Origin of the sequence: Amycolatopsis sp. NPDC052450, from assembly GCF_044547565.1 — a bacterium.
Lineage (GTDB): Bacteria > Actinomycetota > Actinomycetes > Mycobacteriales > Pseudonocardiaceae > Amycolatopsis.
The window spans coordinates 123,688-145,590 of record NZ_JBIUAQ010000020.1 but is presented as its reverse complement, the minus strand read 5'-3'; the positions used below and the strand labels follow the sequence as shown (position 1 = coordinate 145,590).

The 21,903-nt window shown below is 68.9% G+C and carries 20 protein-coding genes; 9 read left to right on the top strand and 11 right to left on the bottom strand.

The window, feature by feature from the left end:
- Positions 1 to 8 precede the first annotated feature (8 nt).
- A complete protein-coding gene (locus tag ACIHAO_RS28485; RefSeq protein ID WP_396562895.1) occupies positions 9 to 986 on the top strand; it encodes an alpha/beta hydrolase in 978 nt (325 codons plus the stop codon).
- Positions 987 to 1,024: 38 nt separating this feature from the next.
- Here the strand turns inward: ACIHAO_RS28485 and ACIHAO_RS28480 are convergent, their stop codons facing one another.
- Genes ACIHAO_RS28480 through ACIHAO_RS28470 form a run of 3 tightly spaced genes read right to left on the bottom strand, consistent with a single transcriptional unit; the run spans position 1,025 to position 2,974 of the window.
- Positions 1,025 to 1,987, bottom strand: coding sequence for a pyridoxal-phosphate dependent enzyme (locus ACIHAO_RS28480; RefSeq protein WP_396562893.1), 963 nt, complete (start codon positions 1,985 to 1,987; stop codon positions 1,025 to 1,027).
- Positions 1,984 to 2,628 carry a transcriptional regulator gene (locus tag ACIHAO_RS28475; RefSeq protein ID WP_396562891.1) on the bottom strand — a complete coding sequence of 215 codons (645 nt, stop codon included), beginning with the start codon at positions 2,626 to 2,628 and terminating at the stop codon, positions 1,984 to 1,986. Before ACIHAO_RS28475 ends, ACIHAO_RS28480 begins: the two co-directional genes overlap by 4 nt.
- On the bottom strand, positions 2,621 to 2,974 hold the full coding sequence (locus ACIHAO_RS28470; RefSeq protein WP_396562889.1) for a RidA family protein: 354 nt from the start codon (positions 2,972 to 2,974) through the stop codon (positions 2,621 to 2,623). Before ACIHAO_RS28470 ends, ACIHAO_RS28475 begins: the two co-directional genes overlap by 8 nt.
- A gap of 113 nt (positions 2,975 to 3,087) precedes the next feature.
- Between ACIHAO_RS28470 and ACIHAO_RS28465 the strand changes: the two genes are divergently transcribed.
- A complete protein-coding gene (locus ACIHAO_RS28465) occupies positions 3,088 to 3,849 on the top strand; it encodes a GntR family transcriptional regulator (RefSeq protein WP_396562887.1) in 762 nt (253 codons plus the stop codon).
- Positions 3,850 to 3,916: 67 nt separating this feature from the next.
- Here ACIHAO_RS28465 and ACIHAO_RS28460 read toward each other — a convergent pair whose 3' ends face one another.
- Positions 3,917 to 5,251: an SLC13 family permease gene (locus ACIHAO_RS28460; RefSeq protein WP_396562885.1), complete on the bottom strand. Its 1,335-nt coding sequence runs from the start codon at positions 5,249 to 5,251 to the stop codon at positions 3,917 to 3,919.
- A 157-nt stretch (positions 5,252 to 5,408) separates the two neighbouring features.
- Between ACIHAO_RS28460 and ACIHAO_RS28455 the strand changes: the two genes are divergently transcribed.
- The 3 genes from ACIHAO_RS28455 to ACIHAO_RS28445 are packed head-to-tail and all read left to right on the top strand — an operon-like array spanning position 5,409 to position 10,247.
- Positions 5,409 to 6,575, top strand: coding sequence for a pyridoxal-phosphate-dependent aminotransferase family protein (locus ACIHAO_RS28455; RefSeq protein WP_396562883.1), 1,167 nt, complete (start codon positions 5,409 to 5,411; stop codon positions 6,573 to 6,575).
- A gap of 10 nt (positions 6,576 to 6,585) precedes the next feature.
- Positions 6,586 to 9,513, top strand: a complete 2,928-nt coding sequence (locus ACIHAO_RS28450; protein WP_396562881.1) for an FAD-binding and (Fe-S)-binding domain-containing protein — start codon at positions 6,586 to 6,588, stop codon at positions 9,511 to 9,513.
- The gene (locus ACIHAO_RS28445) at positions 9,504 to 10,247 is read left to right on the top strand and encodes a fumarylacetoacetate hydrolase family protein (protein ID WP_396562879.1); all 744 of its coding nucleotides are present in this window, start codon (positions 9,504 to 9,506) and stop codon (positions 10,245 to 10,247) included. Before ACIHAO_RS28450 ends, ACIHAO_RS28445 begins: the two co-directional genes overlap by 10 nt.
- A 579-nt stretch (positions 10,248 to 10,826) precedes the next feature.
- On the opposite strand, the gene ACIHAO_RS28440 is transcribed toward ACIHAO_RS28445, so the two are convergent.
- Both ACIHAO_RS28440 and ACIHAO_RS28435 read right to left on the bottom strand, forming a co-directional pair.
- The gene (locus ACIHAO_RS28440) at positions 10,827 to 12,395 is read right to left on the bottom strand and encodes a multicopper oxidase family protein (protein ID WP_396562877.1); all 1,569 of its coding nucleotides are present in this window, start codon (positions 12,393 to 12,395) and stop codon (positions 10,827 to 10,829) included.
- A complete protein-coding gene (locus ACIHAO_RS28435) occupies positions 12,392 to 12,799 on the bottom strand; it encodes a hypothetical protein (protein WP_396562875.1) in 408 nt (135 codons plus the stop codon). Before ACIHAO_RS28435 ends, ACIHAO_RS28440 begins: the two co-directional genes overlap by 4 nt.
- An 80-nt stretch (positions 12,800 to 12,879) precedes the next feature.
- Between ACIHAO_RS28435 and ACIHAO_RS28430 the strand changes: the two genes are divergently transcribed.
- Positions 12,880 to 13,776 carry a LysR family transcriptional regulator gene (locus tag ACIHAO_RS28430; protein WP_396562873.1) on the top strand — a complete coding sequence of 299 codons (897 nt, stop codon included), beginning with the start codon at positions 12,880 to 12,882 and terminating at the stop codon, positions 13,774 to 13,776.
- Between the two features lie 24 nt (positions 13,777 to 13,800).
- On the opposite strand, the gene ACIHAO_RS28425 is transcribed toward ACIHAO_RS28430, so the two are convergent.
- From ACIHAO_RS28425 to ACIHAO_RS28415, 3 genes are all read right to left on the bottom strand, one after another.
- Complete coding sequence (locus ACIHAO_RS28425) at positions 13,801 to 14,895, bottom strand: S1 family peptidase (RefSeq protein ID WP_396562871.1); 1,095 nt, start codon at positions 14,893 to 14,895, stop codon at positions 13,801 to 13,803.
- 247 nt (positions 14,896 to 15,142) lie between these two features.
- Positions 15,143 to 16,288, bottom strand: a complete 1,146-nt coding sequence (locus tag ACIHAO_RS28420; RefSeq protein ID WP_396562869.1) for an SGNH/GDSL hydrolase family protein — start codon at positions 16,286 to 16,288, stop codon at positions 15,143 to 15,145.
- Positions 16,289 to 16,296: 8 nt separating this feature from the next.
- Positions 16,297 to 16,869 carry a TetR/AcrR family transcriptional regulator gene (locus tag ACIHAO_RS28415; RefSeq protein ID WP_396562867.1) on the bottom strand — a complete coding sequence of 191 codons (573 nt, stop codon included), beginning with the start codon at positions 16,867 to 16,869 and terminating at the stop codon, positions 16,297 to 16,299.
- Between the two features lie 118 nt (positions 16,870 to 16,987).
- On the opposite strand from ACIHAO_RS28415, the gene ACIHAO_RS28410 reads away from it, so the two are divergent.
- Complete coding sequence (locus ACIHAO_RS28410; RefSeq protein ID WP_396562865.1) at positions 16,988 to 17,836, top strand: hypothetical protein; 849 nt, start codon at positions 16,988 to 16,990, stop codon at positions 17,834 to 17,836.
- A gap of 28 nt (positions 17,837 to 17,864) precedes the next feature.
- Entirely contained in the window at positions 17,865 to 18,863 is a 999-nt protein-coding gene (locus ACIHAO_RS28405) for a hypothetical protein (protein ID WP_396562863.1), read from the top strand.
- Here ACIHAO_RS28405 and ACIHAO_RS28400 read toward each other — a convergent pair.
- Both ACIHAO_RS28400 and ACIHAO_RS28395 read right to left on the bottom strand, forming a co-directional pair.
- Complete coding sequence (locus ACIHAO_RS28400) at positions 18,843 to 19,286, bottom strand: Dabb family protein (protein WP_396562861.1); 444 nt, start codon at positions 19,284 to 19,286, stop codon at positions 18,843 to 18,845. The two genes, ACIHAO_RS28405 and ACIHAO_RS28400, sit on opposite strands and share 21 nt — an antisense overlap.
- The gene (locus ACIHAO_RS28395) at positions 19,283 to 20,464 is read right to left on the bottom strand and encodes an MFS transporter (RefSeq protein WP_396562859.1); all 1,182 of its coding nucleotides are present in this window, start codon (positions 20,462 to 20,464) and stop codon (positions 19,283 to 19,285) included. The genes ACIHAO_RS28400 and ACIHAO_RS28395 overlap by 4 nt, the downstream gene beginning before the upstream one ends.
- Positions 20,465 to 20,534: 70 nt before the next feature.
- Between ACIHAO_RS28395 and ACIHAO_RS28390 the strand changes: the two genes are divergently transcribed.
- On the top strand, positions 20,535 to 21,878 hold the full coding sequence (locus ACIHAO_RS28390) for an FAD-binding protein (protein ID WP_396562857.1): 1,344 nt from the start codon (positions 20,535 to 20,537) through the stop codon (positions 21,876 to 21,878).
- Positions 21,879 to 21,903: the final 25 nt, after the last annotated feature.

The following is a 21,903-nucleotide window of genomic DNA, read 5'->3' as shown; positions in this document are numbered from 1 at the left end:
GAGAAACGATGAAGCGAACGTGGCGGTGGGGTGCGCTGGCGCTGTGCTTGGCCGCCCTGCTCGGAAGCTCGATCCCCGCGAGCGCGGCGCCCACGCCGGTCACCGCCGACAACGGCGCGAAGGTCGTCGAGGAGACATGGCTGGACGCGCGCACCGTCGACCTCAAGATCAGCTCGCCCTCGCTCGGCACCACCGGCATGGTCCGCCTGCTCGTCCCCACCGGCTGGGCCGCGCAACCCACGCGGACCTGGCCGACGCTGTACCTGCTGCACGGTTGCTGCGAACCGGTGGACTACCGCTCCTGGGACCAGTTCACCGACGTCAAGGCGTTCACCGCGGACAAGGACGCCCTCGTGGTCATGCCGACCGGTGGGCCCGCCGGGATGTACACGAAGTGGTGGAACTTCGGGCTCAAGAGCACGCCGGACTGGGACACGTTCCACACCCTCGAAGTGCGGCAGATCGTCGAACGCGGTTACCGGGCGGGCACGCGCCGGGTGATCGCCGGACTGTCGATCGGCGGATACGGCGCGCTCGCGTATTCCTACAAGCACAAGGGGATGTTCGCCGCGGCGGCGTCGTACAGCGGCGTGCCGAACACGCTCAACCAGGGAGCTCCGCTGTTCATCCAGGGTATCCTCGCCCGCGCGGGGGTCTTCAACTACCTCGAACTCTGGGGTGACAGCTGGGGGATGCGGCCGCTTTGGACGGTGAACAACCCGTTCGACCACGTCGACGACCTGCGCGGCACGGCGCTCTACATCTCGTGCGGGAACGGCAAGACCGGCCCGCTCGATCCGCCGGGGCAGTCCGACATCTTCGAATCCCAGGCGCTGGCCTCCTCGGTGAGCTTCACGGATCGGTTGAAGGCCAAGGGAATCCCGGCGACCGTCGACTACTACGGCGACGGCACGCACAGCTGGCCGTACTGGCAGCGCGCGCTGCGCAACTCCTGGCCGGTACTCGCGGGTGGGCTCGGCCTCTGACCGCGCCCATCGCAAGTAGGTGACGAATTGCGGGGGGTTTACCCGGCCGCGAGCAGTTCGGCGAAGCGTTCCGGGCTGACGTTCCCGCCGCTGATGATCACCCCGACCCGGCCGGAAACGGGAATCCGCCCGCTGAGCAGCGCCGCGAGACCGGTGGCCCCGCTCGGCTCGATGACGAGCTTCAGCCGTTCGAAGGCGAACCGCATGGCATCGCGGACCTGGTCGTCGGTGACCAGCGCGATGTCGTCGACGAGCTTCCGGTTGATGGAGAAGGTCAGTTCGCCCGGGATCTCGGCTGCCTGGCCGTCGGCGATGGTCCGCGGCACCGGGATCGACACGCGTTCTCCGGCTTCCAGCGAACGTTTGGTGTCGTCGCCCGCGGCAGGCTCGACGCCGACGACCCGGATGCCGGGCCGCACGGCCTTCGCGGCGGTCGAACTGCCCGCGATCAGGCCGCCACCGCCGACGGGGACGACGAGCGTGTCGAGGGAATCGGTGTCCTCCAGCAGTTCCAGCGCCGCCGTGCCCTGTCCGGCGATGACGTGCGGGTGTTCGTACGGCGGGATGAGAGCGAGGCCGCGTTCGGCCGCCAGCGCTTCACCGATCGCGACGCGGTCGCCGGTGTACCGGTCGTAGGTGACGATCTCGGCGCCGTAGCCCGCGGTGGCGTCCTTTTTGGACTGCGGGGTGTCCTCCGGGATCAGGATGAGCGCGCTGCTCCCGAGTTCCCGCGCGGCGAGCGCGACGGCCTGGGCGTGGTTGCCCGACGAGTAGGCGGCGATGCCCTTGGCCAGCTGCTCCGGCGAGAGCCGGGAGGCGGCGTTGTACGCGCCACGGAACTTGAAGGCACCGACGCGCTGGAGGTTCTCGCACTTGATGAAGACCTCGGCGCCGACGAGGTCGTCGAGGGTCCGGGAACGCACGACCGGGGTCCGGTGCGCGACACCGGCCAGTCGGGCGGCGGCGTCACGGATGTCGTCGATGGTCACGGGGGCGGTCATGATGCTCCTTGATCACGGATTTCGGCGAGATAGTTGTAAGCGGAGGCACGGGAGATCCCGATGCGGGCGGCGACCTGGGGCACGGCTCGCCGCACGGCGAAGACACCGCGCGCGTGAAGGCTGCGGAACAGGTCGAGCCGTTCTTCGCGGCAGAGCGCGGCCCAGGGTTTGTTCAGCCGGAGCTGGTGTTCGTCGACGATCGCGTCCACCACCGCGTCGACGTCGTCGCCGAAGGTGGTGGTCGGCGTTTCGGTGACGGCACCGACATCGGCGAGTTCACCGACCAGGGTCTTGAGCTGGCCCAGCGCGGTGACGTCGAGGTTCACGCACAGCGCGCCGAACACCGAGCCGCCGCTGTCGCGCAACAGCATGGTCGAAGACTTCACCAGCTTGCCGGACGCCGTCCTGGTCACGTAATTCAGCTGGTCTTCGGCGTCGTCACCGCGGGCGAGCAGGCCCATGCCGATCTCGCTCATCGAGCCGCCCACGGTGCGGTCGGTGACCGAGCCGGCGATCGCGACCACCGATTTCTCCGGGCGGCGGAAGTCGTGGACAACGACCTCGCAGAACGAGCCGAGCGTCGCCGCGATGCCGTCGGCGACCGGGGCGAGCGCGTCGAGGATCGCGTCCTGCTCAGACATCGCGTACTCGGGCGAGGGCCTCGACTTCGACGCTGCCGCCGTAGGGCAGGGACGCGACGCCGACACAGGTCCGAGCGGGCCGAGGCTCGGCGAAGAACTCTTCGTAGACACGGTTGAGCCCGTCGCGGTCGCCGATGTCGGTCAGGTACACGACGACCTTCACCACGTCGGCCCGGGTCGCGCCCACCGAACGCAGCGCGACGTCGAGGTTGGCGAAGGCCTGCGGGCATTCGGCGTCGAATCCGCCGGGCGCGAGTTCTCCCGTCTCGGTCACGCCGAGCCGTCCGGACACGGAAACCAGGTCGCCGCTGCGGAAGGCCGGCGGGTACGGATGCTCGTTGGTCACGAGACCGACTGTATAAGCGTTGGACAAAAAGTCCAAGCGGGTTTCGAGTGATGTACCGCTCACGCGCAAGGAAGGCGGTTGATATACCGTATACAGCAAGAGAGGGAGCTTCGATGACGACGGGTTCGACAGGCGCGGGTTCGATGGGCGCCGTGCGGTATGACGACGGTCGGATCGTCGCGCCGCCGAGTATGGCCGACCTGGCGACCCAGGCGCTGCGCGCGATGATACTTTCCGGCGAACTCCCGCCCGGCACTCGTTTGGTCGAAGCCAAGCTCACCGAACGGCTCGGGGTTTCCCGCCCGCCGCTGCGCGAAGCGTTGCAGGTGCTGGCTTTCGAAGGACTCGTCGTGCCCCATCCACGACGCGGTGTCATCGTCCGTCCCCTGACCCGCCACGACGTCTACGAAATCGTCACCCTGCGCGAAGAGCTCGAAGCCTTCGCCGTCCGGATCGGGATTCCGGTCCGCTCGCCGGAGCGGCTTCAGGCCTGCCGGGACGCGCTGGCCGCTTTCGAGCAGGCGGGCCTCGACGGTGACGAAGGCGTGTTCACCCAGCGCAAGTACGACTTCCACCAGTCGATCGTCGCGCTGGCCGGGCACGAGCGCGTCACCGAGGCGTACCGCGCGCTTTCCCTGCAGATGCAGTTGTGCATGGCGCTCAACCGCAGTGCCCGCCGCGGTGGTGAATCGTTGATGCAGAACGTCGAGCGGCACCGCGAACTGCTCACGACCATCGAGGGCGGCGACCCCGAAGCAGTGCTGAAGGCGCTGGCCGATCACGGGCACGGCAGCTTCCTCGACGAGGTGGTGGATCAGCTCGACGGCGGCACTCCCGACTCGGAGCGCTGGCTGGCCGAACGCCGGTCCCGCTGACGTCCGGCTGGTCGTGAGCGACATGAGAGTTCGACATCGCGCCCCGACCGTCCGATGTGGACCGCGCTCAGCCCCAGCCGGGCAGGATGAACAGCAGCCAGGTCGCGATCGGCGCGATCGCGCACATGCTGAAGCCCCAGATCATCAGGCCACGGAACACTTTGTCGTTCTGGCCGGCGGGCGCGTTGGCCACGACGAGCGCGCCGCTGGTGGAGAACGGCGACGAGTCGACCACCGACGACGAGATCGCCAGCGCGATGATCATGCTGACCGCGCCGACCTCACCCGCCAGCAGGAATGGCACCGCGAGCGGGATGAGCGCGCCGAGGATCCCGGTCGTCGACGCGAACGCCGAAACCACCGCGCCGATCGCGCAGATCAGGATCGCGGCCAGCAGGGGTGAACCGATCCGCGTCACCAGGTTGCCCAGCCAGTCGATCGTGCCGACCCGCTCCATGAGCGAGACGAAGGTGACGATCCCGCAGATCAGCAGCACCGTCGGCCACGCCACCTCGCCGACGGCAGCCTTGGCCGAGCCTGGGGAGACCAGCGACAGCACCGTCGCCACGGTCAGCGCGGTGAACCCGACGTCGAGTTTGAACACCAGCGCGCCCACCGCGAGCGCGGCCAGCCCGATCAGGGTGAACACGTGGTCGCGAGTGAGCGGGAGACGCTCGTCGGGTTCATCGGTGCCGCCACTGGAGGGGGCGGGTTCGCCGGTCAGCGTCGTGCCTGTCGAGGTGCCGCTGAGCGCGAGCGCCGCCGCGGCGACCTTGGGCTTGGCGGCCGAAGACCGGCGGACCAGTTCGCGGCCGCCGAAGAGGAAGAACACCACGACACTGAGCACCAGGTTGAAAACGAAGGACGACGCGAACAGCAGTCCCGGATTGCTCGGCAGGTTGTCGCGGGCGACGACGCCGTTGACGATGCTGCCGAAGATGCTGATGGGGGAGAAACCGCCCGCGCTGGCGCCGTTGATGATCAGCAGGCCCATCAGCATCGGGTTGATCGAGTAGCGGCGGGCGAAACCCATGCCGATCGGCGCGATGATCGCCACCGCCGCCGGGACCACCGCGCCGACCGCGGTCAGTGCCGCGGTGACCACGAACATCACCCAGGGGATCAGGGCGATCCGGCCGCCGACGGCGCGCACCACCAGATGGACGAGCCGGTCGACGGTGCCGTTGCCTTTGGCGATCGCGAACAGCAGCGTCACCCCGACGAGGATGACGAAGAGATCGCCGGGGAAGCCCGAGACGATGTCGTCGGTGCTTTCCCCGGCGAACGCCGTGCCGATCACGAAAGCGGCGACGAACGCCAGTGCTCCCATGTGGACGGGGAGCACGGTCGCGATCAGGAACACCAGGGCGAGCGCCACGACGGTGACGAGTTGGATGGACATGGGAATCCTCTGCGGTCGGCGCTGACACGGTCAGGGAATCGGGTCGAAGTTGTTCCGGGTACCCCCTCGACGGAGTTCGGTACACGGTATACCTTTCAAGCAGCGAGACCAAGGTTTCGCTCTGTGGAACATTTCGAAGCCGAGTGTGGAGGCGCACATGACTTATGCGGCCGGACGTCACTTCCTGCAGATCCCGGGCCCGACGAACGTCCCGGACGTGGTGCTCCGGGCGATGTCGGCGGCGACCATCGACCACCGCGGCCCGGAGTTCCAGGAGCTGGCGACACGACTTTTGAGCGACATCAAGCCTGTCTTCGGCACCACGAATCCGGTGGTCATCTATCCCGCCACCGGGACCGGCGCGTGGGAAGCGGCCCTCACCAACACGTTGAGTCCCGGCGACACCGTCCTCGCCTTCGAGACTGGTCACTTCGCCACGCTGTGGCAGGAGATGGCGCGCGGCCTCGGACTGCACGTCGACTTCGTGCCGGGGGACTGGCGGCACGGCGCGGACCCCGAGGTGGTCGCCGGCAAGCTCGCCGCCGACACCACGCACCGGATCAAGGCCGTCTGCGTGGTCCACAACGAGACGTCCACCGGCGTCACCAGCCGGGTCCCGGAGATCCGGGCCGCGATCGACGCCGCCGGACATCCCGCGCTGCTGCTGGTCGACACCATCTCGTCGCTGGGTTCGATCGACTACCGGCATGACGAATGGGGTGTCGACGTCACCGTCGCGGGCTCCCAGAAGGGCCTCATGCTCCCGCCGGGCATGAGTTTCAACGCGATCAGCGACAAGGCCCTCGACGCCGCCAAGACCGCCGGCCTGCCGAAGGTCTTCTGGGACTGGGGCCCGATGCTCGCCGCGAACGAACGCGGGTTCTTCCCCTATACCCCCAGCACCAACCTCATGTACGGCCTGCGGGAAGCCTTGCGCCTGCTCTACGAGGAAGGCCTCGAGAACGTCTTCGCGCGCCACACCCGGCACGCCGCCGCCACGCGCGCCGCCGTCCGCGGCTGGGGACTGGAGGTGCTCTGCCAGGACGAGCGGGAGCATTCCGGTGCACTGACAGCCGTCTTGGTGCCCGAGGGCGTCGACGCCGACAAGGTCCGCGCGATCATCCTCGACCGGTTCGACCTGTCGCTCGGCGCGGGACTGGGAAAACTCGCCGGGAAGATCTTCCGGATCGGGCATCTCGGCGCGTTCAACGATCTCACCCTCGCCGGAACGCTCGCGGGAGTCCAAATGGGACTCACGCTCGCCGGTGTCCCGGCCGATCCGCGTGGTCTGCAGGACGCCCTCGAACTGCTGCAGAACGACTGAGGGCCCGCCGATGACAGCCGAACTGACCCGCACCAGTCCGCTCGAAGCCGCGTTGTCCGCGCGGATCAACGGTGAAGTCGCCTTCGACGACTACACGCGCCACCTCTTCTCGCGCGACGCGAGCATGTATTCGATCATGCCGCTCGGTGTCGTGTTCCCCCGCGATCACGACGATGTCGCCGCGGCCGTGGTGACGGCGGCGGAGTTCGGCGTGCCCGTCGTCCCGCGCGGCGCCGGCACGAGCCTGGCCGGGCAGACCGTCGGCCCCGGCCTCGTGCTCGACCTTTCGCGGCAGATGAACCGGATCGTCGAACTCGATCCCGTCGCGCGCACCGCCGTCGTCGAACCCGGCGTCGTCCAGGACCAGTTGAACAAGGCGGCGGCCGCGCACGGACTGATGTTCGGGCCCGACACCTCCACCAGCAACCGCGCCACCATCGGCGGCATGGTCGGCAACAACTCCGCCGGGTCCGGATCGCTGACCTTCGGGATGACCATCGACCACATCCGCGCGCTGGACGTCGTCCTCGCCGACGGTTCGACCGCCCGGCTGGAGCCGGTGAGCGAGACCGAACGCGTGCGGCGCGCCGAGGCGGACACGCTCGAAGGCCGCATCTACCGCGAACTGCCGGGACTCGTCACCGCGCACGAGGACGCCATCGCCAAGGGCATGCCGGTGTTCTGGCGCCGCGCGTGCGGCTACCGGCTCGACCGCCTCTCCGGATACGGCGACGAGAATCCCTTCGACCTCGCCAAATTCGTCGTCGGCGCGGAAGGCACCCTCGTGCTGGCCACCCGGATCGAAGTCGACCTGGTGCCCAAACCCAAGAAGACCGTGTACGCCGTCGGGCATTTCGAAACGATGCACGGCGCGGTCTCGGCCACGCTCGACGCGCTCAGCTGCGGGCCGCATCAGGTCGAGATGATGGACAAGACGATCCTCGACCTGTCGCGGCAGAAGATCGAGTACGCCGATCTCGGCGACCATCTCGTCGGAGACCCGGCGGCGCTGCTGTTCGTGTCCTTCTCCGGCGACGACGAGGCCGGGCTGGGGGCCAAACTCGACGAGGTCGCCGCCCTCTGGAAGCGCAACGGGCACGGCTATCACACGCTCAAGCTCGTCACGGCCGGCGAGCAGGAGGCGCTGCTCAAGGTACGCAAATCCAGTCTCGGGCTGCTGATGGCGGCCGGCGAGGGCACCAAACGGCCGTTGGCGTTCATCGAGGACACCGCCGTCGCCCCCGAGCATCTCGCGGAGTACACCGCGCGATTCAAGGAGATCCTCGACGAGCATCACCTCGAAGCCGGGTTCTACGGCCATTGTTCGGTCGGCTGCCTGCACATCCGGCCGTTCGTCGACCTCACCGATCCCGCGCAGGTCGACACGATGCGCGTGGTCGCGGAGAAGATCAAGGACCTCGTGGCCGAATACGGCGGCGTGAACTCCTCCGAACACGGTGACGGTCTTGCCCGCTCCGAGTTCAACCGCGAGATCTTCGGCGACGAACTCTACGAAGCCATGCGCCTGGTCAAGAAACTGTTCGATCCGGCGGGCACGATGAATCCCGGCAAGATCGTCGACGCGCCCTCGATGACCGAGAACCTGCGCGACCGCGACGCCCTGCCGCCCGCGCCACCGTTGCGCACCATGCTGTCCTTCGAGGACATCGGCGGCGGTGGCATGCGTGACGCCGCCGACCGCTGCATGAACATCGGGTTGTGCCGCAAGACCACCGGCGGCGTGATGTGCCCGTCCTACCAGGTCACGCTGCAGGAGGAGCATTCCACGCGCGGCCGGGCCAACGCACTGGTCAAGGCGCTCTCCGAACCGGATCCGAAGGCCGCGCTCGGCGGGGAACGCCTGCACGAGATCCTCGACCTGTGCCTGATGTGCAAGGCCTGCAAGAGCGAATGCCCGATGAGCGTCGACATGGCCTCGCTGAAGGCCGAAACCCTGCACCAGCACCACGAGGAACACGGAACCCCGCTGCGGTCACGGATCTTCGGCTCGATCCGGTTCCTCAACCGGCTCGGCTCGGCCACCGCGCCACTGTCCAATGTGCCCGGCCGGATCGGGCCGCTCCGCCGGATCATGGAACGGGCCGTCGGCATCAAAGCCGAACGTCCGCTGCCGAAGTTCGTGCGGGACAACCTCGTGCGCTGGAATCGCCGCCGCACCACGGCGCCGGGGACGGCGGGCACGGTGAACTGGCTGGCGGACTCCTTCACCACCTTCACCGAACCGCAGATCGGCAAGGCGGCCATCGAGCTGCTCGAAAGTTCGGGCTGGGCGGTAAAACTCGCTTCCGGCGGCTGCTGTGGACGGTCGAGCCTGTCCAAGGGGCTGCTCGACGACGCCAAGAAGAAGGCCGCCGGGCTGGTCACGTCGCTGGCCCGCGACACCGAACCGGGATCGCCGATCGTCGGCTGTGAGCCGTCGTGCGTGTTCACCCTGCGCGACGAGACTTTGGCGCTGCTGCCGGACCTTCCCGAAGCACGGCAGGTCGAAGAGCGGGTCCGGCAGGTCGAGGAACTGCTCGTCGAGGCCATCGACGACGGCAGGCTGAAGCTGCCGGAGCGATCGTGGCTCAGCGGGCGGCGCGTGGTCTTCCATGGCCATTGCCACCAGAAAGCGGAGGTCGGCACCGCCGCCACCCTGGCGCTCCTGCGCCGCATCCCGGGGCTGGAGGTCGCCGAGATCGACTCCGGATGCTGCGGGATGGCGGGCTCGTTCGGCTTCGAGGCCGAGCACTACGAGACCTCGATGGCCGTCGGCCGTGACCGTCTTTTCCCCGCGCTGGAACAGGAACCGGCCGAAACGCTGGTCGCCGCCACGGGGGTTTCGTGCCGTCAGCAGATCTTCCACGGGGTGGGGCGGACAGCGTGGCATCCGCTCGAACTCGTCCGCGAGGCGCTCGGTGGTGCGGAATGCGCCTGATCCGATTCGCCATCGACGAAGCCGTCCGGGCGGGATGTGTCGACGGTGATCTCGTCCGCGCCTACGACCCGGTCACCGGCCCCGGCGAGGTCGTCGGCCCGCTGTCCGGCGTCCGGCTGCTGGCGCCGTGCGATCCGCGCACGATCGTCTGCGTCGGCAGCAACTATCCCTGTCAGCTCGAGGAAAAGGGCCGTCCGTGGCCGGAGCGCCCCGCCTTGTTCTTGAAGGCACCCAACGCGGTCACCGGGCCGGGGGAGCCGATCCTGCATCCGCCGGAGGTCGAGCGGCTGGAGTACGAAGGTGAACTGGCCGTCGTCATCGGCAAAACCGCGCGGAAGCTGACAGCCGGCAACGCCGGGGAACACATCCTCGGCTACACGTGTGCCAACGACGTCACCGCGCACGACTGGCGGGCCGACGGCCAGTGGGCGCGGGCCAAGAGCGCCGATACGTTCCTGCCGCTGGGCCCCTGGATCAGCACCGACATCGGAAGCGGGGACCTCGAGGTGACCACGCGGATCAACGATCGGACCGTCCAGCGGTCCACCACCGGGGAGATGATCTTCGGCGTGCCCGCGATCCTCGCCTGGGTGACCCGCTGGTTCACCCTGCGCCCCGGCGACGTCGTGCTCACCGGCAGCCCGGCCGGGGTCGGGCCGATGAAGCCGGGAGACGAGGTGACCGTCGCCATCGAAGGCGTGGGCGAACTGACCAACCCCGTGCGGGCCTCGTGAGTGGTGAGGACGGCTTCTAACCTGATGCCACGTAGCTTACGTTGATCTTGGACGGGGTTTTCGATCGCAAGTGGCGACGGTTGTCGCAGGTCAAGCGCTCGGTTGGGCCGGCGCGCCCCTGTCAAGGAGTCGTGAGTGGCAAAGGTTGTTCTAACCCTCTTTATCACTCACGACCCCTTTCATAGCTGGGCGAAGCACCCACATCGGGCATCCAGGTCCGGACTGGCGTCCCGTGTGGACAGTCGCGCCCCGGGTCCACCGCCGGTGACTTGTCCGGCTCGGTATCGGTGTCCTTGCCCTCCCGAGTACATGAAGGCCCCCTTCCTTGCGCCTATGTACAGGAAGGGGGCCATCATGTACTGGGGGAAGGCATGAAGGTCGAGTTTCCTCGACTGAGCCGAGGGAAGGGGTCCTTCGCGTGCCACTGTTGTGGCTGCTGGTACTCGTGGGGCGAACGTGGCGGTGGCCGAGTCTGTGAAGGCCTCCTTGAGGGACCCAGAGTCCCTCAAGGGGTCCTTCACAGACCGGGGGCCTGAGATCAACCGCAGCTGGAACCACGTAGGCACCTGCGCACTACCCTCAAACGACCTCGAAGTTCGCCATCATCGCCATGTCCTCGTGTTCGGCGTTGTGGCAATGGAAGACGTAGCGGCCGCGGTAGCCGTCGAAGCGGGCGATGACCTCGACCGACTCGCCCGGACTCAGATCCACGGTGTCCTTGATACCGCCGTCGAACGGCCCCGGCGGACGCCCGCCGCGCGAGAGGATCCGGAAACCCACCAGGTGCAGGTGCACGGGATGGTGGATGTCGGCGACGAACCGCCAGATTTCGACGTCACCGAGGCGAGGGCTCGCCGACATCAGGTCCGGCGAGAACGGTTCCCCGCCGATCACCCAGCCCGCGCGGCCGTGGACGGTGCCGGCGCGGAACGAGAAGTCCCGCGTGGTCGTGGCCTGTTCGCGAGTGAGTGGCGGGATTTCGCTGAGCTTCGCCGGAATCCGGCTGTCGTCCGGTGCGCGGCGTGCGACGACGAACCGCATGACCTTGGCGGTCGAGCCGGTGCCGAGCCGGTTCACCAGGGTGACCTCGGTGCCGACCGGATACCGGCCGAAGTCGACGACGAGGTCGTACCGTTCCGCCGGGGCGATGGGAAGGTGGTCGTGTTCGCGCGGCGCGTCGAGGAGGCCCTGGTCCCCGCCGATCTGGACGAAACCGCCTCCGCCGGGTGGCGGTGGGTCCAGCGCCAGGTCGAAGCGCCGGGCGTTGGAGCCGTTGAGGACACGCAGGCGGTATTTGACGGCCGCCACCTCGTGCACCGGCCACGGTGCGCCGTTGACCAGGATGACGTCGCCGAAAACGCCTTCCACGTAAGCACTTTCCACGCCCGGCGTGGCCCGCAGCGTCCGATCGAGAGACGGGTACGCGAAGGCACCGTGCTCGTCGAAAGAGCGGTCGGCGATCATCAGCGGCAGCTCACGCTCCCCGGACGGGAGCCCCAGCGAGTCCTCCTCGTCGTCGCGGACCAGATGGAACCCGGCAAGGCCCCGGTACACGGCCGGACCGGTGAAGTCCATGCGATGGTCGTGGTACCACAGGGTCGCGGCGCGTTGCCGCAGCGGGAAGACGTAGTCGCGCTCGCCGTTCGAGATCCGGGCGCGTGAGTCGACCATGCCGTGGCCGGTGTGCCCGGCGGCCCAGCCGGACCGCGGCAGGACGAGATCGGTCGGATAGCCGTCGGACTCGGCGGGCGTGTGCCCGCCGTGCAGGTGGACCACGGTCGGGACGGGGAGTTCGTTGCGGTGGTGCGCCACCACCGTGCGGTCCCGCCGCGATTCGATCGTCGGACCAGGGAAGATCCCGTCGTAGCCCCAGATCGGCGTCCGGACACCGGGCAGGATCTCGGCCGTCGCCGCCCGCTGGGTGATCGTGTAGTGATCGGCGTCGGCGGTCCTTTGTGGACGCAGGATGGGCGGGATTGGCAGCGGTACCCGGAACGGTTCCGGCAGCGGGAGCGCGCTGTGCAGCAACTCGCCCGTGCCGGGCGTGCATTGGGCGATCAGGCGGGGAGCGGTGATCCCCGCGGCGACGAGGACACCGGTCCCGCCGGCGAGCCCGAGGAAGGTCCGGCGGGGAAGACGGCGGCTCATCGGCTCGCCCACCAGGTCTGCGGCCGCCAGACGGCGATCGTGGTCAGCACGGTTGCCGTCACCAGGGCGACGCCGAGCGGGATGTGCAGATCGAGCGCGCCTTTCATCCCGGCGAGATACTGCCCGGTCTCGCCCAGCGCGAGCAGCAGGCTGACCCAGAACAACCAGCGCGGTCCGCGCATCAGCCACAGCCCCAGCGCGGCCAGGATCTGCGCGTACGCCAGGTACGACACCGCGTCGGCGCCCCAGCGGTGTAGGAAGAGCATGTCGTAGTCGCCGCCGAGATAGCCGCCGGCGAACACCGGCTGGCCGATGATCGCGACGGCGTGGGCGGTCACCAGCACCCGGTTCACCACCAAGGTGCCGTTCGCCTTCCGGCTCGGGCCGGTCAGGGTTTCACTCACGTGCTCGAACGTAAGAGGCCACGGCTTATGCTGTCCAAGACAAGATCGGTTATCTGTTCATAACAGGTGAGGTATCAGCAGTGGATCTTCTGGCGCTCCGGTACTTCCAGACGGTCGCCCGGCTCGAACACGTCGGCCGCGCCGCGGAGAAGCTGCGTGTCGCGCAACCCTCGCTCAGCCGGACCTTGGCCAGACTGGAAAACGACCTGGGTGTGCCGCTGTTCGACCGGCACGGCCGCCGGATCCGGCTCAACCGGTTCGGCACCGCGTTCCTCCGCCGCGTCGACCGGGCACTGGCCGAACTCGACGACGCCCGGCAGGAACTCGACGACGCCGCCGGACTGGAACGCGGCGCGGTCACGGTCGCGGCCGAAAGCCTGCTCGTGCTCACCGAACCGCTGCGCACCTTCGTCCCCGGCCATCCGCTGGTGGACGTACGGCTGTCCCAGGCGTCGGGGGAGGGGATGGCGGAGAAGCTGCGATCCGGCGACGTCGACCTGTGCGTCACGTCGCAACCCTTGTCCGGCAACGACATCCACAGCCGCGTGCTGCTCGACGAAAAGGTGATGCTGTGCGTGCCCGCCGGTCACCGGCTCGCCGGACGCGGTCGCGTCGGGCTCGCGGATCTCGAGGGAGAGCCGTTCCTCACCACACGGCCCGGTTACTGGCAGCGTGCGCTCGTCGACCGTCTTTTCGCGAAGGCGGGTCTCGAATTGCACGTCGTTTGTGAGGGAGACGAGGCCGCCGTGCTCTTCCAGCTCGTCGAAGCGGGACTCGGTATCGCGTTGGTGCCCTCCCTGGGGCTGCGGTCGGTCACCGGCCCGACGGTGGTCTGGCTCGACGTCGACGATCCCGACTGCCGCCGCGTGCTCAGCGTCGCGTGGCGCGAGGACACCTACCTTTCCGTTGCCGCCCAGCGCTTTCGTGACCACACCGTCGAATACTTCCACGCACAGGCCGGGCCCCGGTCGCGGTGACCAGTGCCCGGCCTCGCGACGTGCTTACGGGTTGAGCGTGACGCTGTAGGCGCTCATCGCTTCACCGATGGGCTGGAAGTACGAGGTGCCGCTGCCCTTGCCGGAGGTGATGCCGAGGCCGACGCTGCCGGAGAACAGGCAACCGCCCGAGTCGCCGGGGTTGACCAGCGCGTTGGTCTGGATCAGCTGGTGCACCGAGCCTTCGGCGTAGTTCACCGTGACGTTGAGCCGCTGCACCGAACCCGAAGTGAGGCGGGTGGTGCTGCCGCTCTTGCTGATCCGCTGGCCGACGGTGGCGGAACCGGCGGAAGCGATCCGCTGGGTGGAACCGTTCCACAGGGTGACGGCGCCGGGCGCGCTGCCGGTGGTGTTGCGAATCAGGCCGTAGTCGTTGGTCGGGAAGCTGGCGCCCTGCGACGGCCCGACGTTCCACTGCGACACCGCGCGGGTGCAGTGGCCGGCGTCGAGGATGTAGTTCTGGCCGCCGCGGTTGGTGTTGAACCCGACCGAGCAGCGGGTGCCGCCGCCGGTGATGGCCTCGCCGTTGTAGATCGCGGTGTGCATCTCGCCGGTGGTCCGCTCCACCCGGACCCGGTCGCCGAGCGCTTCGGCGGCCTTCACAAGGGCCTCGGTGCCCTTCGCCGCGTCGGAGATGGTCAGCACGACCTGGTTGGTCTTCGGGTCGAGACCGATCGACGTATGCGCGACGGCGGGCAACGCCTGCAAGGCGTTCTGTGCCCCCGCCAGCGCCGCGCTGGAATGCTTGACCACGCGGGCCTGGGCCCCGGTCGCGGTCACCTGGTCCGCGGCGGCCTGGTCGAGCACGTTGACCACCGGCTTGGCGGCATCGTCGAGGTAGCCGTCGGCGGCACGGGCGCCGAGCGACGCGGTGACCTTCTGCAGGGTTTCGACACTGGCCGTCTGTGTCCGGAGGAACTCGACGGCGGCGGTCTTGCTGATCCCGGCTTCCGAGGCGAGGGACGTCACGGCTTCGTGCTGCACCGTGGGGGAGTAGCCCGCGATGGTGGTGGCGGTCGCCGTGGACGGGGCGAGAAAGCCGATGACCGCGGCCGCGGCCACCAGTGTGGTGGCGGTACGAGCTAAGGGGTTTGTGCGCATACCGGTTGCTCACTTTCGCGAGGGAGGATCCAGCGCGAGGGGTGGCCGCACTGGACACAGTGGGGTAGCCGGGCACGGCCAAGGTGCTCCGGCACCGGTGATCCGGTGCCGATCATGGTGAGCGCGTCACCGGCGGGCGGGTACCGACTTTCGTTGGACAGGAAGAAAGATAGGTACCGCGAAAGCGGGCTACCGACGTATACGCGCACAGTAAAACGCGGCGGCGGGTCCGTGAAGGACCCCACGCTCACGACCCGCCGATGACGAGGTGTTTCGCGAAACGTTCCCCGATGAGCCGGTGCGTGGCCGCGTCCGGATGCAGGCGGTCGGGCAACGGCAGCCCGGCATGGTCGGCCTCGCCGTACAGTTCCAGGCCGTCGACGTAACGCAGGTTCGGATCGGTCGTGCTCCGCTCCTTGACGATCCGGGTGAGCTCACCGCGGATCACGGTGAGCGTCAGCTTCCCCGCGGCGGTTTCCGCGGGATCCCCGGTGGCCCTGAACCGCACTTTTCCCTCCCGCAGGCCATCGGGGTCGAACTGGCCTGGCCCAGGGGTGTGCTCGTGGATGGGGCAATGGATCGGCGAGACGACCAGCAACGGCGTGCTGGGATGCCCTTCCCGGATGGTGTCGAGGAAACCGTGCACCGCCGGGCCGAACGCGCGCAGCCGCATCAGGTCGGCGTTGACGACGTTGATGCCGATCTTGACGCTGATCAGAGCCGCGGCGGTGTCCCGCATGGCGCGGGCGGTGAACGGGTCGAGCAACGCGCTGCCGCCGAAGCCCAGGTTGACCAGCTCCACGCCGGCGAGAGCCGCGGCCGTGGCGGGCCAGATCCCGGTCGGGGTCGCCGCGTTGGAGCCTTGGCTGATGGAACTGCCGTGGTGCAGCCAGGTCTTGCGGCCGCTCGACGGTGCCTTGTGGACGGTCGCGTCGGTGCGCAGGGCGACCAGCCGGGTCGTTTCGTTGTGCGGCAGCCAGATTTCGACATCCTTCTCGTCGGCGGGCAGGCCGGCGAAGCGCAGGGTGCGCACAGGTCCGAGCTGGTGGGTTCTGGCGCCGGTGGCCATGTCGACGCTGATCGTGTCACCCTCGGACACGCTCGCCTGTCCCGCGAGCCTGCCGTCGACGAGCAGTTCGTAGACGCCGTCGGGCCGGGGTGGCACGCCGACGAGGAACCGTTTGGTGGCGATGACGTCCAGTTCGACGATCGTCGCCGCGGTGCGGAAGACGAGCCGCACGCCGGACGGCTGCGATTCCGCCATGGCCAGCTGATCGTCGGGGATCTGCTGCCTGGCGCGCGCGGGCAGCCGGTGGAGGAGCACGCCGCGTTCGGTGTACTCGAGGTCCAGTGCGCCGCGGACGAGGTCGGCGGTGATCGGGGTCGTGCGCATTTCTCCGGTCATTTCGTTCGGGGCCAAGCGCGCAGCAGGATGTCGAGCGCGTCGAGGATCTCGGTCCAGCTCTCCTGCGAGCCGGGGGTGCTGTGGCTGAAGCCTCCGGCGGCCTCCAAGCCGACGTAGCCGCTGAAAACGCTGCCCAGCAGCCGGACCGCGTGCGTCTGGTGCGGTTCGGCGAGGTCGTAGCCGCGCAGGATCGCCCGCATCAGTTCCGCGTGCCGGACGCCGGCACTGGTGGCCGCCTGTTCCGGGGCGAGCCGGAACCTCGCGGCGGTGAACCTGCCGGGGTGCTTGAGGGCGTAGTCGCGGTGGACGTTCGCCAGTGCGAGCAACGCGTCCTTGCCCGCCAGGCCCGCGACCGCGGTGGCGGCGAGATCGGCGAGTTCCGTCAAGGCCAGCAGGGCGATTTCGGTCTTCAGTTCGTGGGCGTTCCTGACGTGCGAATACAGGCTCGCCGTCTTGACGCCGCACCGCTTGGCGAGCTCCGTCGGCGTCACGAGCTCGAAGCCGATCTCGTCGGCCATGTCCGCGCCCGCCCGGACCACGCGTTCCGTGGTCAGTCCCGCTCTAGCCATGCCGGCGACCCTACCATAGTCCATTCGGGATTTACCTAAGAGGATTAGGAAGCAAAACCTGGGTTCGGTAGCGCCCGGCTCGACGGAGGCTGGGCGCAGCCGAACGGAGGTGAGCGTGATGAACACAGTGGACCCGGCCCGCGCCCGGTACGAGCGCATCGAGCGCCTGCGAGGTGACCGCCGCCTGCTCGTGGGCGCGATCCTGGCCTCCGCGGCCACCCTGGTCTGCGGTTTCGTGACCGGACACGGATTCGGCGAAATCCTGGAGCAGTTCCGGACCATGGCGATCGACAGCGTCTTCGACGACCGCGGCGACGGCGACCCGCCGTACCGCGCGATCTGGGGAACCTTCGGTCTCCTCGGGTGTTTCGCTTCCGGCTGCCTTGCCGGGGTGGCCGTGCGGCGGTACCAGGGACGGCAGTCGGGACCGGCGTTCCCGGCCGTCCTGGCCCTCGCGGCCAGTACGCTCGGCCTCTGGGACGCGTCGCGAGAGTGGCTTCCGCCGCTCGCCGTCGGCGTCGCGGTCGACCCCGTCTTCCACACGGACGAAAAGTGGGGGTTCTGGGGGTGGCTGATGTACTACGCCGACCTGTGGATGCCCGCGTCCCTGCTCCTCCTGACGTTGCTCGCCCTGTGGTACACCGTCGGGGTTTCGCGACGGCACGCCGAGATGGCGCGCACCAGGGAACGGCTGCTGCGGTCCGGGCGGCGGGTGCCCGCCGAAATCGTCGACGTCAAGCTGCGCCTGGGAGGGGACGAGTCCGGCACCCGCGTCGTGGGCGCGGACGTGACAGTGATGTTCGCCGACCTCGCGGGCGTCCGGCACTGGGTGACCCGCCGCACCAGGGACACCACCATCGCGGGCGCCGAAGTGCTGTTCGACCCGGCTTCACCCGCCGACGACAAGAAGATCTTCGTGGCGCTCCGGCGTCACCCCGCCCTCAGTGACTGGCTGCCCGCGGACTGAACGCCCGCCCCGAAACCCTGGAGTCACCTTGTCGCCACTCGCCCTTGTCCGCGGATTTCTGACCGGGATCGTCAGCGGGACGACCCTGTGCGCCTTCGTCGTCGGCATCATCATCGAGTACGTTCCGCTGACCGTCACCGGCGTCGGACTTCCCGTCGTCTATGGGATCCTGCTCTACCTCGCCGGGGCGCCGCGCCGTGCCCGTGAGGCGGCGACCGTCCCGGTCATCGCGCTCGCCAAGATCGAAAGCCTCCGGGCAGGCGGCACCGAGACAGGTGACATCCCGGTCGACTTCGTCCTGACCGTCGCCCCCGAAGGGGAGGCGTCGTACCGCTTGAAGGTCAGCCACGGCATCAACCTGGTCGACATCCCGAACTACCGGCCGGGCGACGTCCTCGTCGTCCAGTACCCGCGGGACCGGCCGTGGAAGGCGCGGATAGTGGAGCGGCTGTCGCCGGAGTGGGAGCGCCGCGTGGCCGCTGCCGCGATCGAGTCCGCTCCGGAGTCCACCCTGGTGCAGGAGCCGCCGGACGGCTGCGCTCATGGCGCTCTCGCGGTCCTCGGGTTCCTGCTCGGCGCCGCGCTCGTGCTGTTCCTGTTCCGCGCCGAACTGTTCACGCCGGAAGCACCCGCGCGAGCGGAAGAAACCGAGTCCAGCGTGACCACGTCCTCCTCGGGATCCGCGACCGTGAACGTCGACGGTTCCCTGCTGGGGGAAGGGGAACTGCGCCGGGCGATCGATGCGCTGGCGCAGGCCGCGGACGTCTCCCGGGTGCTCACCGCGGTCGTCGAGGACCGGCGGCTGACCGTGGTCTTCGCGCCGACGGCGGCCCAGGTGCCGCATTTCGACCTCCGCGAACTGGCGGCCGACCGCGTCCCGGCCCTGGTCCGGAGGGCGACGGCGACGATCGAGGTCGGTTCGCCGCAGACGTGGCAGGTCACGATCGTCCCGTTCGGGACCGCCGTGAGCAGCAGGGTGATCGTGACCGGCCCCGACGGCAGCGGCTCACTCGCGGACGGTGGCTGAACCCCCGGCCGTCCCGTGCTTTCCGGGCGCCGCACTGCCCGAGTACTCACCGAGGTCGGTGATCAACCTGGTCAGCTCGGCGTCGTTGTCGTAGCGGCGCTGGTGCAGTTCGGCGATCTTCGCGCCCATGTCCGGATCCGGGTCGTCGGTGACGTCGAAGGACGCGAACTTGTCGACCAGCGGAAGTCCGACCTGGTCGGTGTTCCGGTGCGCCGGATGGATGAGGTACTCCCAGTACCCTTCGAGGTCTTCGAGCACGAAGACGGCGCCCCATTCGTACTCGCCGCCGAAATCGCGGCCGACGACGAAGGACTTCACCGACGGGATGACCCGGCCCTGATTGCGAAGGCTCTCCAGTGCTTCTTCGACCTGCTCGGGGGCGGCGCCGGGCCGCAGGGTGAAACGGTTGCCGTGGTAGATCATCGTTTTTCCTTTCCGTTGTTCCGGTTCGTGAAAAGAGCGGCGAGTGCCGCTCCGGCTCCCATGGCGACACCGGTCCAGGTGAAGGCGGCGGAGATGCCGATGCCCTGGACGAGTGGCTGGACGACGAGCGGGGACAGGAACTGCCCCAGGAAGATCCCGGTCACCAGGCCACTGAGGACCCGGCCGCGCTGCGCGGGAGGGGCGAACTCGGCCAGGCGCAGGTTGAAGTTCGGGACGACGAGGCCGACGCCGAGCCCGCCGACGAGCAGCCCCGCCACCACCGGGGCGACGGTGCCTGCCGTACCGATCACCAGCCAGCCCGCGCCCAAGAGCGCGACGCTGAACGTGGTGATCGCCGTGGGGCTCAGCCGCTCGCGCAGGCGGGAGAACGCCAGCGCACCGGCGACGCCGGTCACCGTGCTCCCGGCGACCACGGCGCCGATGACGGCGGGGCCGCTGCCGAATCCTGCCAGCAGGAACGGCAACTGCGTCGGCGCCATGTAGAAGACCAAGGTCGCCACCAGCGCCAGGACGTACACGCCGATGATGCGAGCGGGCGGTCGCGTTCGCTCGCTCGCACTGACCGCCGGGGCACTTCGGGCCGGTTCGCGCAGGGAGACGATCGCGAAGACGGCCACGATCGCCGAGGCCGAATAGATCCAGAACGGCGCCTTCCAGTCCACTGTGGCCAGCAGACCGGCTGCTGGCAGGAAGACGACGCCGCCCAGACTCGCGAACGCCTGCTGCAACCCGAGGAACGACGCACGTCGCTCGCCGGAGTACCAGTCGGTGATCAGGGTGCTGACCGCGGTCATGATCGCGCCGACGGCGAGTCCGAGCCCTGCCCGGGTGGCCAGCAGCAGGGGAAGGTCGCTCACGAAGAAGCCGGCCGTGCCGGAGATCGCGTAGAGCCCGAGGCCCGCCAACAGCAGCGGACGGCGTCCCAGGCGGTCGGCGACGAGCCCGGACAGGGGCGCGCTGATCGCGATCGCGAGCGAGGTCACGGTCAGCGCGAGCCGCACGAGCAGATCGGAGCCGGGCGTTCCGGCGAAGACCTCGCGCATCGCGGGCAGGCTCGGCGCGATGATCGCCGCGGCCATGATGGTCAGCGGCGCCGCGGCCAGCACGGTGCCGCGCGCCAGGCGCGTCGGCGTCAGGGTGTCCGCTCGGTTCGTCACGCCACCAACCTCGCAGCGGGAGGCCGGGGTTCGCGTCGGTGAAAATCGCCTAGCTCGGTAGCGTGCGGGCATGACCGCCGAGATCCTGCCCGCCATCGCCGGAGAGATCCTCACCGGAGAAGCGGACCTTTCCGTCGCGAGCAGGGACTGGGGAAACCTCGTCCACGCCAGGCCGGGCCTGGTGGTGAGGCCGGCTTCGGCGACCGATGTGGCCGTGGTGCTCAGGTTCGCCGCCGCGCGCGGGCTGCCGGTCGCCGCCCGCGGTGCCGGGCATTCGTCGTACGGCCAGGGACAGGTCGAGGGCGGGATCCTGCTGGACATGACCTCGCTGCCGCCGCGAAGGGTGGTCACCGGTGAGCTGGTTTCCGTGGACGCGGGTGCTCGCTGGCGTGAGGTACTGGAAGCGACGTTGCCGCACGGGCTGACCCCTCCGGCGCTCACCGACTATCTCGAGCTGACCGTCGCGGGCACGCTGGTGGTCGGCGGGATCGGCGGCGCCGCCCACCACCACGGCACGCAGACCGACAGCGTGGTGGAACTGGAAGTGGTCACCGGCGCCGGCGAGGTGCGGACCTGCTCCCACGACAGCGACAAGGACCTGTTCGACGCCGTCCTCGGCGGCCTCGGGCAATGCGGGGTGATCACCCGCGCCACTCTGCGCCTGATCCCGGCCCCGGCGCGGGCCCGCCGGTGGAAGCTCTACTACGACTCTTTTCCGGCGTTCCTGGCGGATCAGCGCGCCGTCGTCCGCGATGGTCGTTTCGACTACGTGGAAGGCCAGCTGATCCCCGTCGACGGCGGCTGGCGGTACCTGCTGGAGGCGGTCGCCTACTACACGCCGCCCGCCGCGCCGGACGAGGCCGCGTTGCTGGACTCGCTCGACTTCGGTGAGTCCGAAGACGAGGACACGAAGTATTTCGACTTCCTGAACCGGATGGCCGACGGCGAGGCGGCCTTACGGGCGGAGGGAAGCTGGTTCCATCCCCACCCCTGGCTGAACCTGTTCCTCCCCGACGACAAAGTCGAGCACTTCGTGGCCGAAACCCTCGCCGCCACCGGCGAACCCGAACTGGGCGCCACGGGCCTGCTCCTGCTCTATCCAGTGCGGAACGACCGGTTGAAAACCCCGCTGTTCAGCGTTCCCCCGGGTGAGCTCTCCTGGCTGTTCTGCCCGCTGCGCGCCGGTTCCCCCGACGACCCGCTGCACAACGCGCGTTTGCTGGAGCTCAACGTGGACCTCTACCGGAAGGCACGGGATCTGGGCGGTAAGGCCTACCCGACCAACGCGCTGCCGATGTCCACAGAGGACTGGCGTGCGCATTTCGGCCCCGCCTGGCCGAAGCTCGCCGAGGCGAAGGCCCGATACGCGCCGGGGAACCTGCTCAACCCTGGACAGCGGCTCCGGTCGCCTTGAGGACCGCGGCCACGACCGGACATCC

Excerpts from the sequence above, each read along its gene's own strand:
- ACIHAO_RS28420 (WP_396562869.1), bottom strand. The coding sequence starts at position 16,288 with ATGCGCACGACCCCGATCACCGCCGACCTCGTCCGCGGCGCACTGGAC.
- ACIHAO_RS28410 (WP_396562865.1), top strand. The coding sequence starts at position 16,988 with ATGAACACAGTGGACCCGGCCCGCGCCCGGTACGAGCGCATCGAGCGC.
- ACIHAO_RS28440 (WP_396562877.1), bottom strand. The coding sequence starts at position 12,395 with ATGAGCCGCCGTCTTCCCCGCCGGACCTTCCTCGGGCTCGCCGGCGGG.
- ACIHAO_RS28485 (WP_396562895.1), top strand. The coding sequence starts at position 9 with ATGAAGCGAACGTGGCGGTGGGGTGCGCTGGCGCTGTGCTTGGCCGCC.
- ACIHAO_RS28480 (WP_396562893.1), bottom strand. The coding sequence starts at position 1,987 with ATGACCGCCCCCGTGACCATCGACGACATCCGTGACGCCGCCGCCCGA.
- ACIHAO_RS28390 (WP_396562857.1), top strand. The coding sequence starts at position 20,535 with ATGACCGCCGAGATCCTGCCCGCCATCGCCGGAGAGATCCTCACCGGA.
- ACIHAO_RS28415 (WP_396562867.1), bottom strand. The coding sequence starts at position 16,869 with ATGGCTAGAGCGGGACTGACCACGGAACGCGTGGTCCGGGCGGGCGCG.
- ACIHAO_RS28450 (WP_396562881.1), top strand. The coding sequence starts at position 6,586 with ATGACAGCCGAACTGACCCGCACCAGTCCGCTCGAAGCCGCGTTGTCC.
- ACIHAO_RS28425 (WP_396562871.1), bottom strand. The coding sequence starts at position 14,895 with ATGCGCACAAACCCCTTAGCTCGTACCGCCACCACACTGGTGGCCGCG.
- ACIHAO_RS28460 (WP_396562885.1), bottom strand. The coding sequence starts at position 5,251 with ATGTCCATCCAACTCGTCACCGTCGTGGCGCTCGCCCTGGTGTTCCTG.
- ACIHAO_RS28455 (WP_396562883.1), top strand. The coding sequence starts at position 5,409 with ATGACTTATGCGGCCGGACGTCACTTCCTGCAGATCCCGGGCCCGACG.
- ACIHAO_RS28400 (WP_396562861.1), bottom strand. The coding sequence starts at position 19,286 with ATGATCTACCACGGCAACCGTTTCACCCTGCGGCCCGGCGCCGCCCCC.
- ACIHAO_RS28445 (WP_396562879.1), top strand. The coding sequence starts at position 9,504 with ATGCGCCTGATCCGATTCGCCATCGACGAAGCCGTCCGGGCGGGATGT.
- ACIHAO_RS28465 (WP_396562887.1), top strand. The coding sequence starts at position 3,088 with ATGACGACGGGTTCGACAGGCGCGGGTTCGATGGGCGCCGTGCGGTAT.
- ACIHAO_RS28475 (WP_396562891.1), bottom strand. The coding sequence starts at position 2,628 with ATGTCTGAGCAGGACGCGATCCTCGACGCGCTCGCCCCGGTCGCCGAC.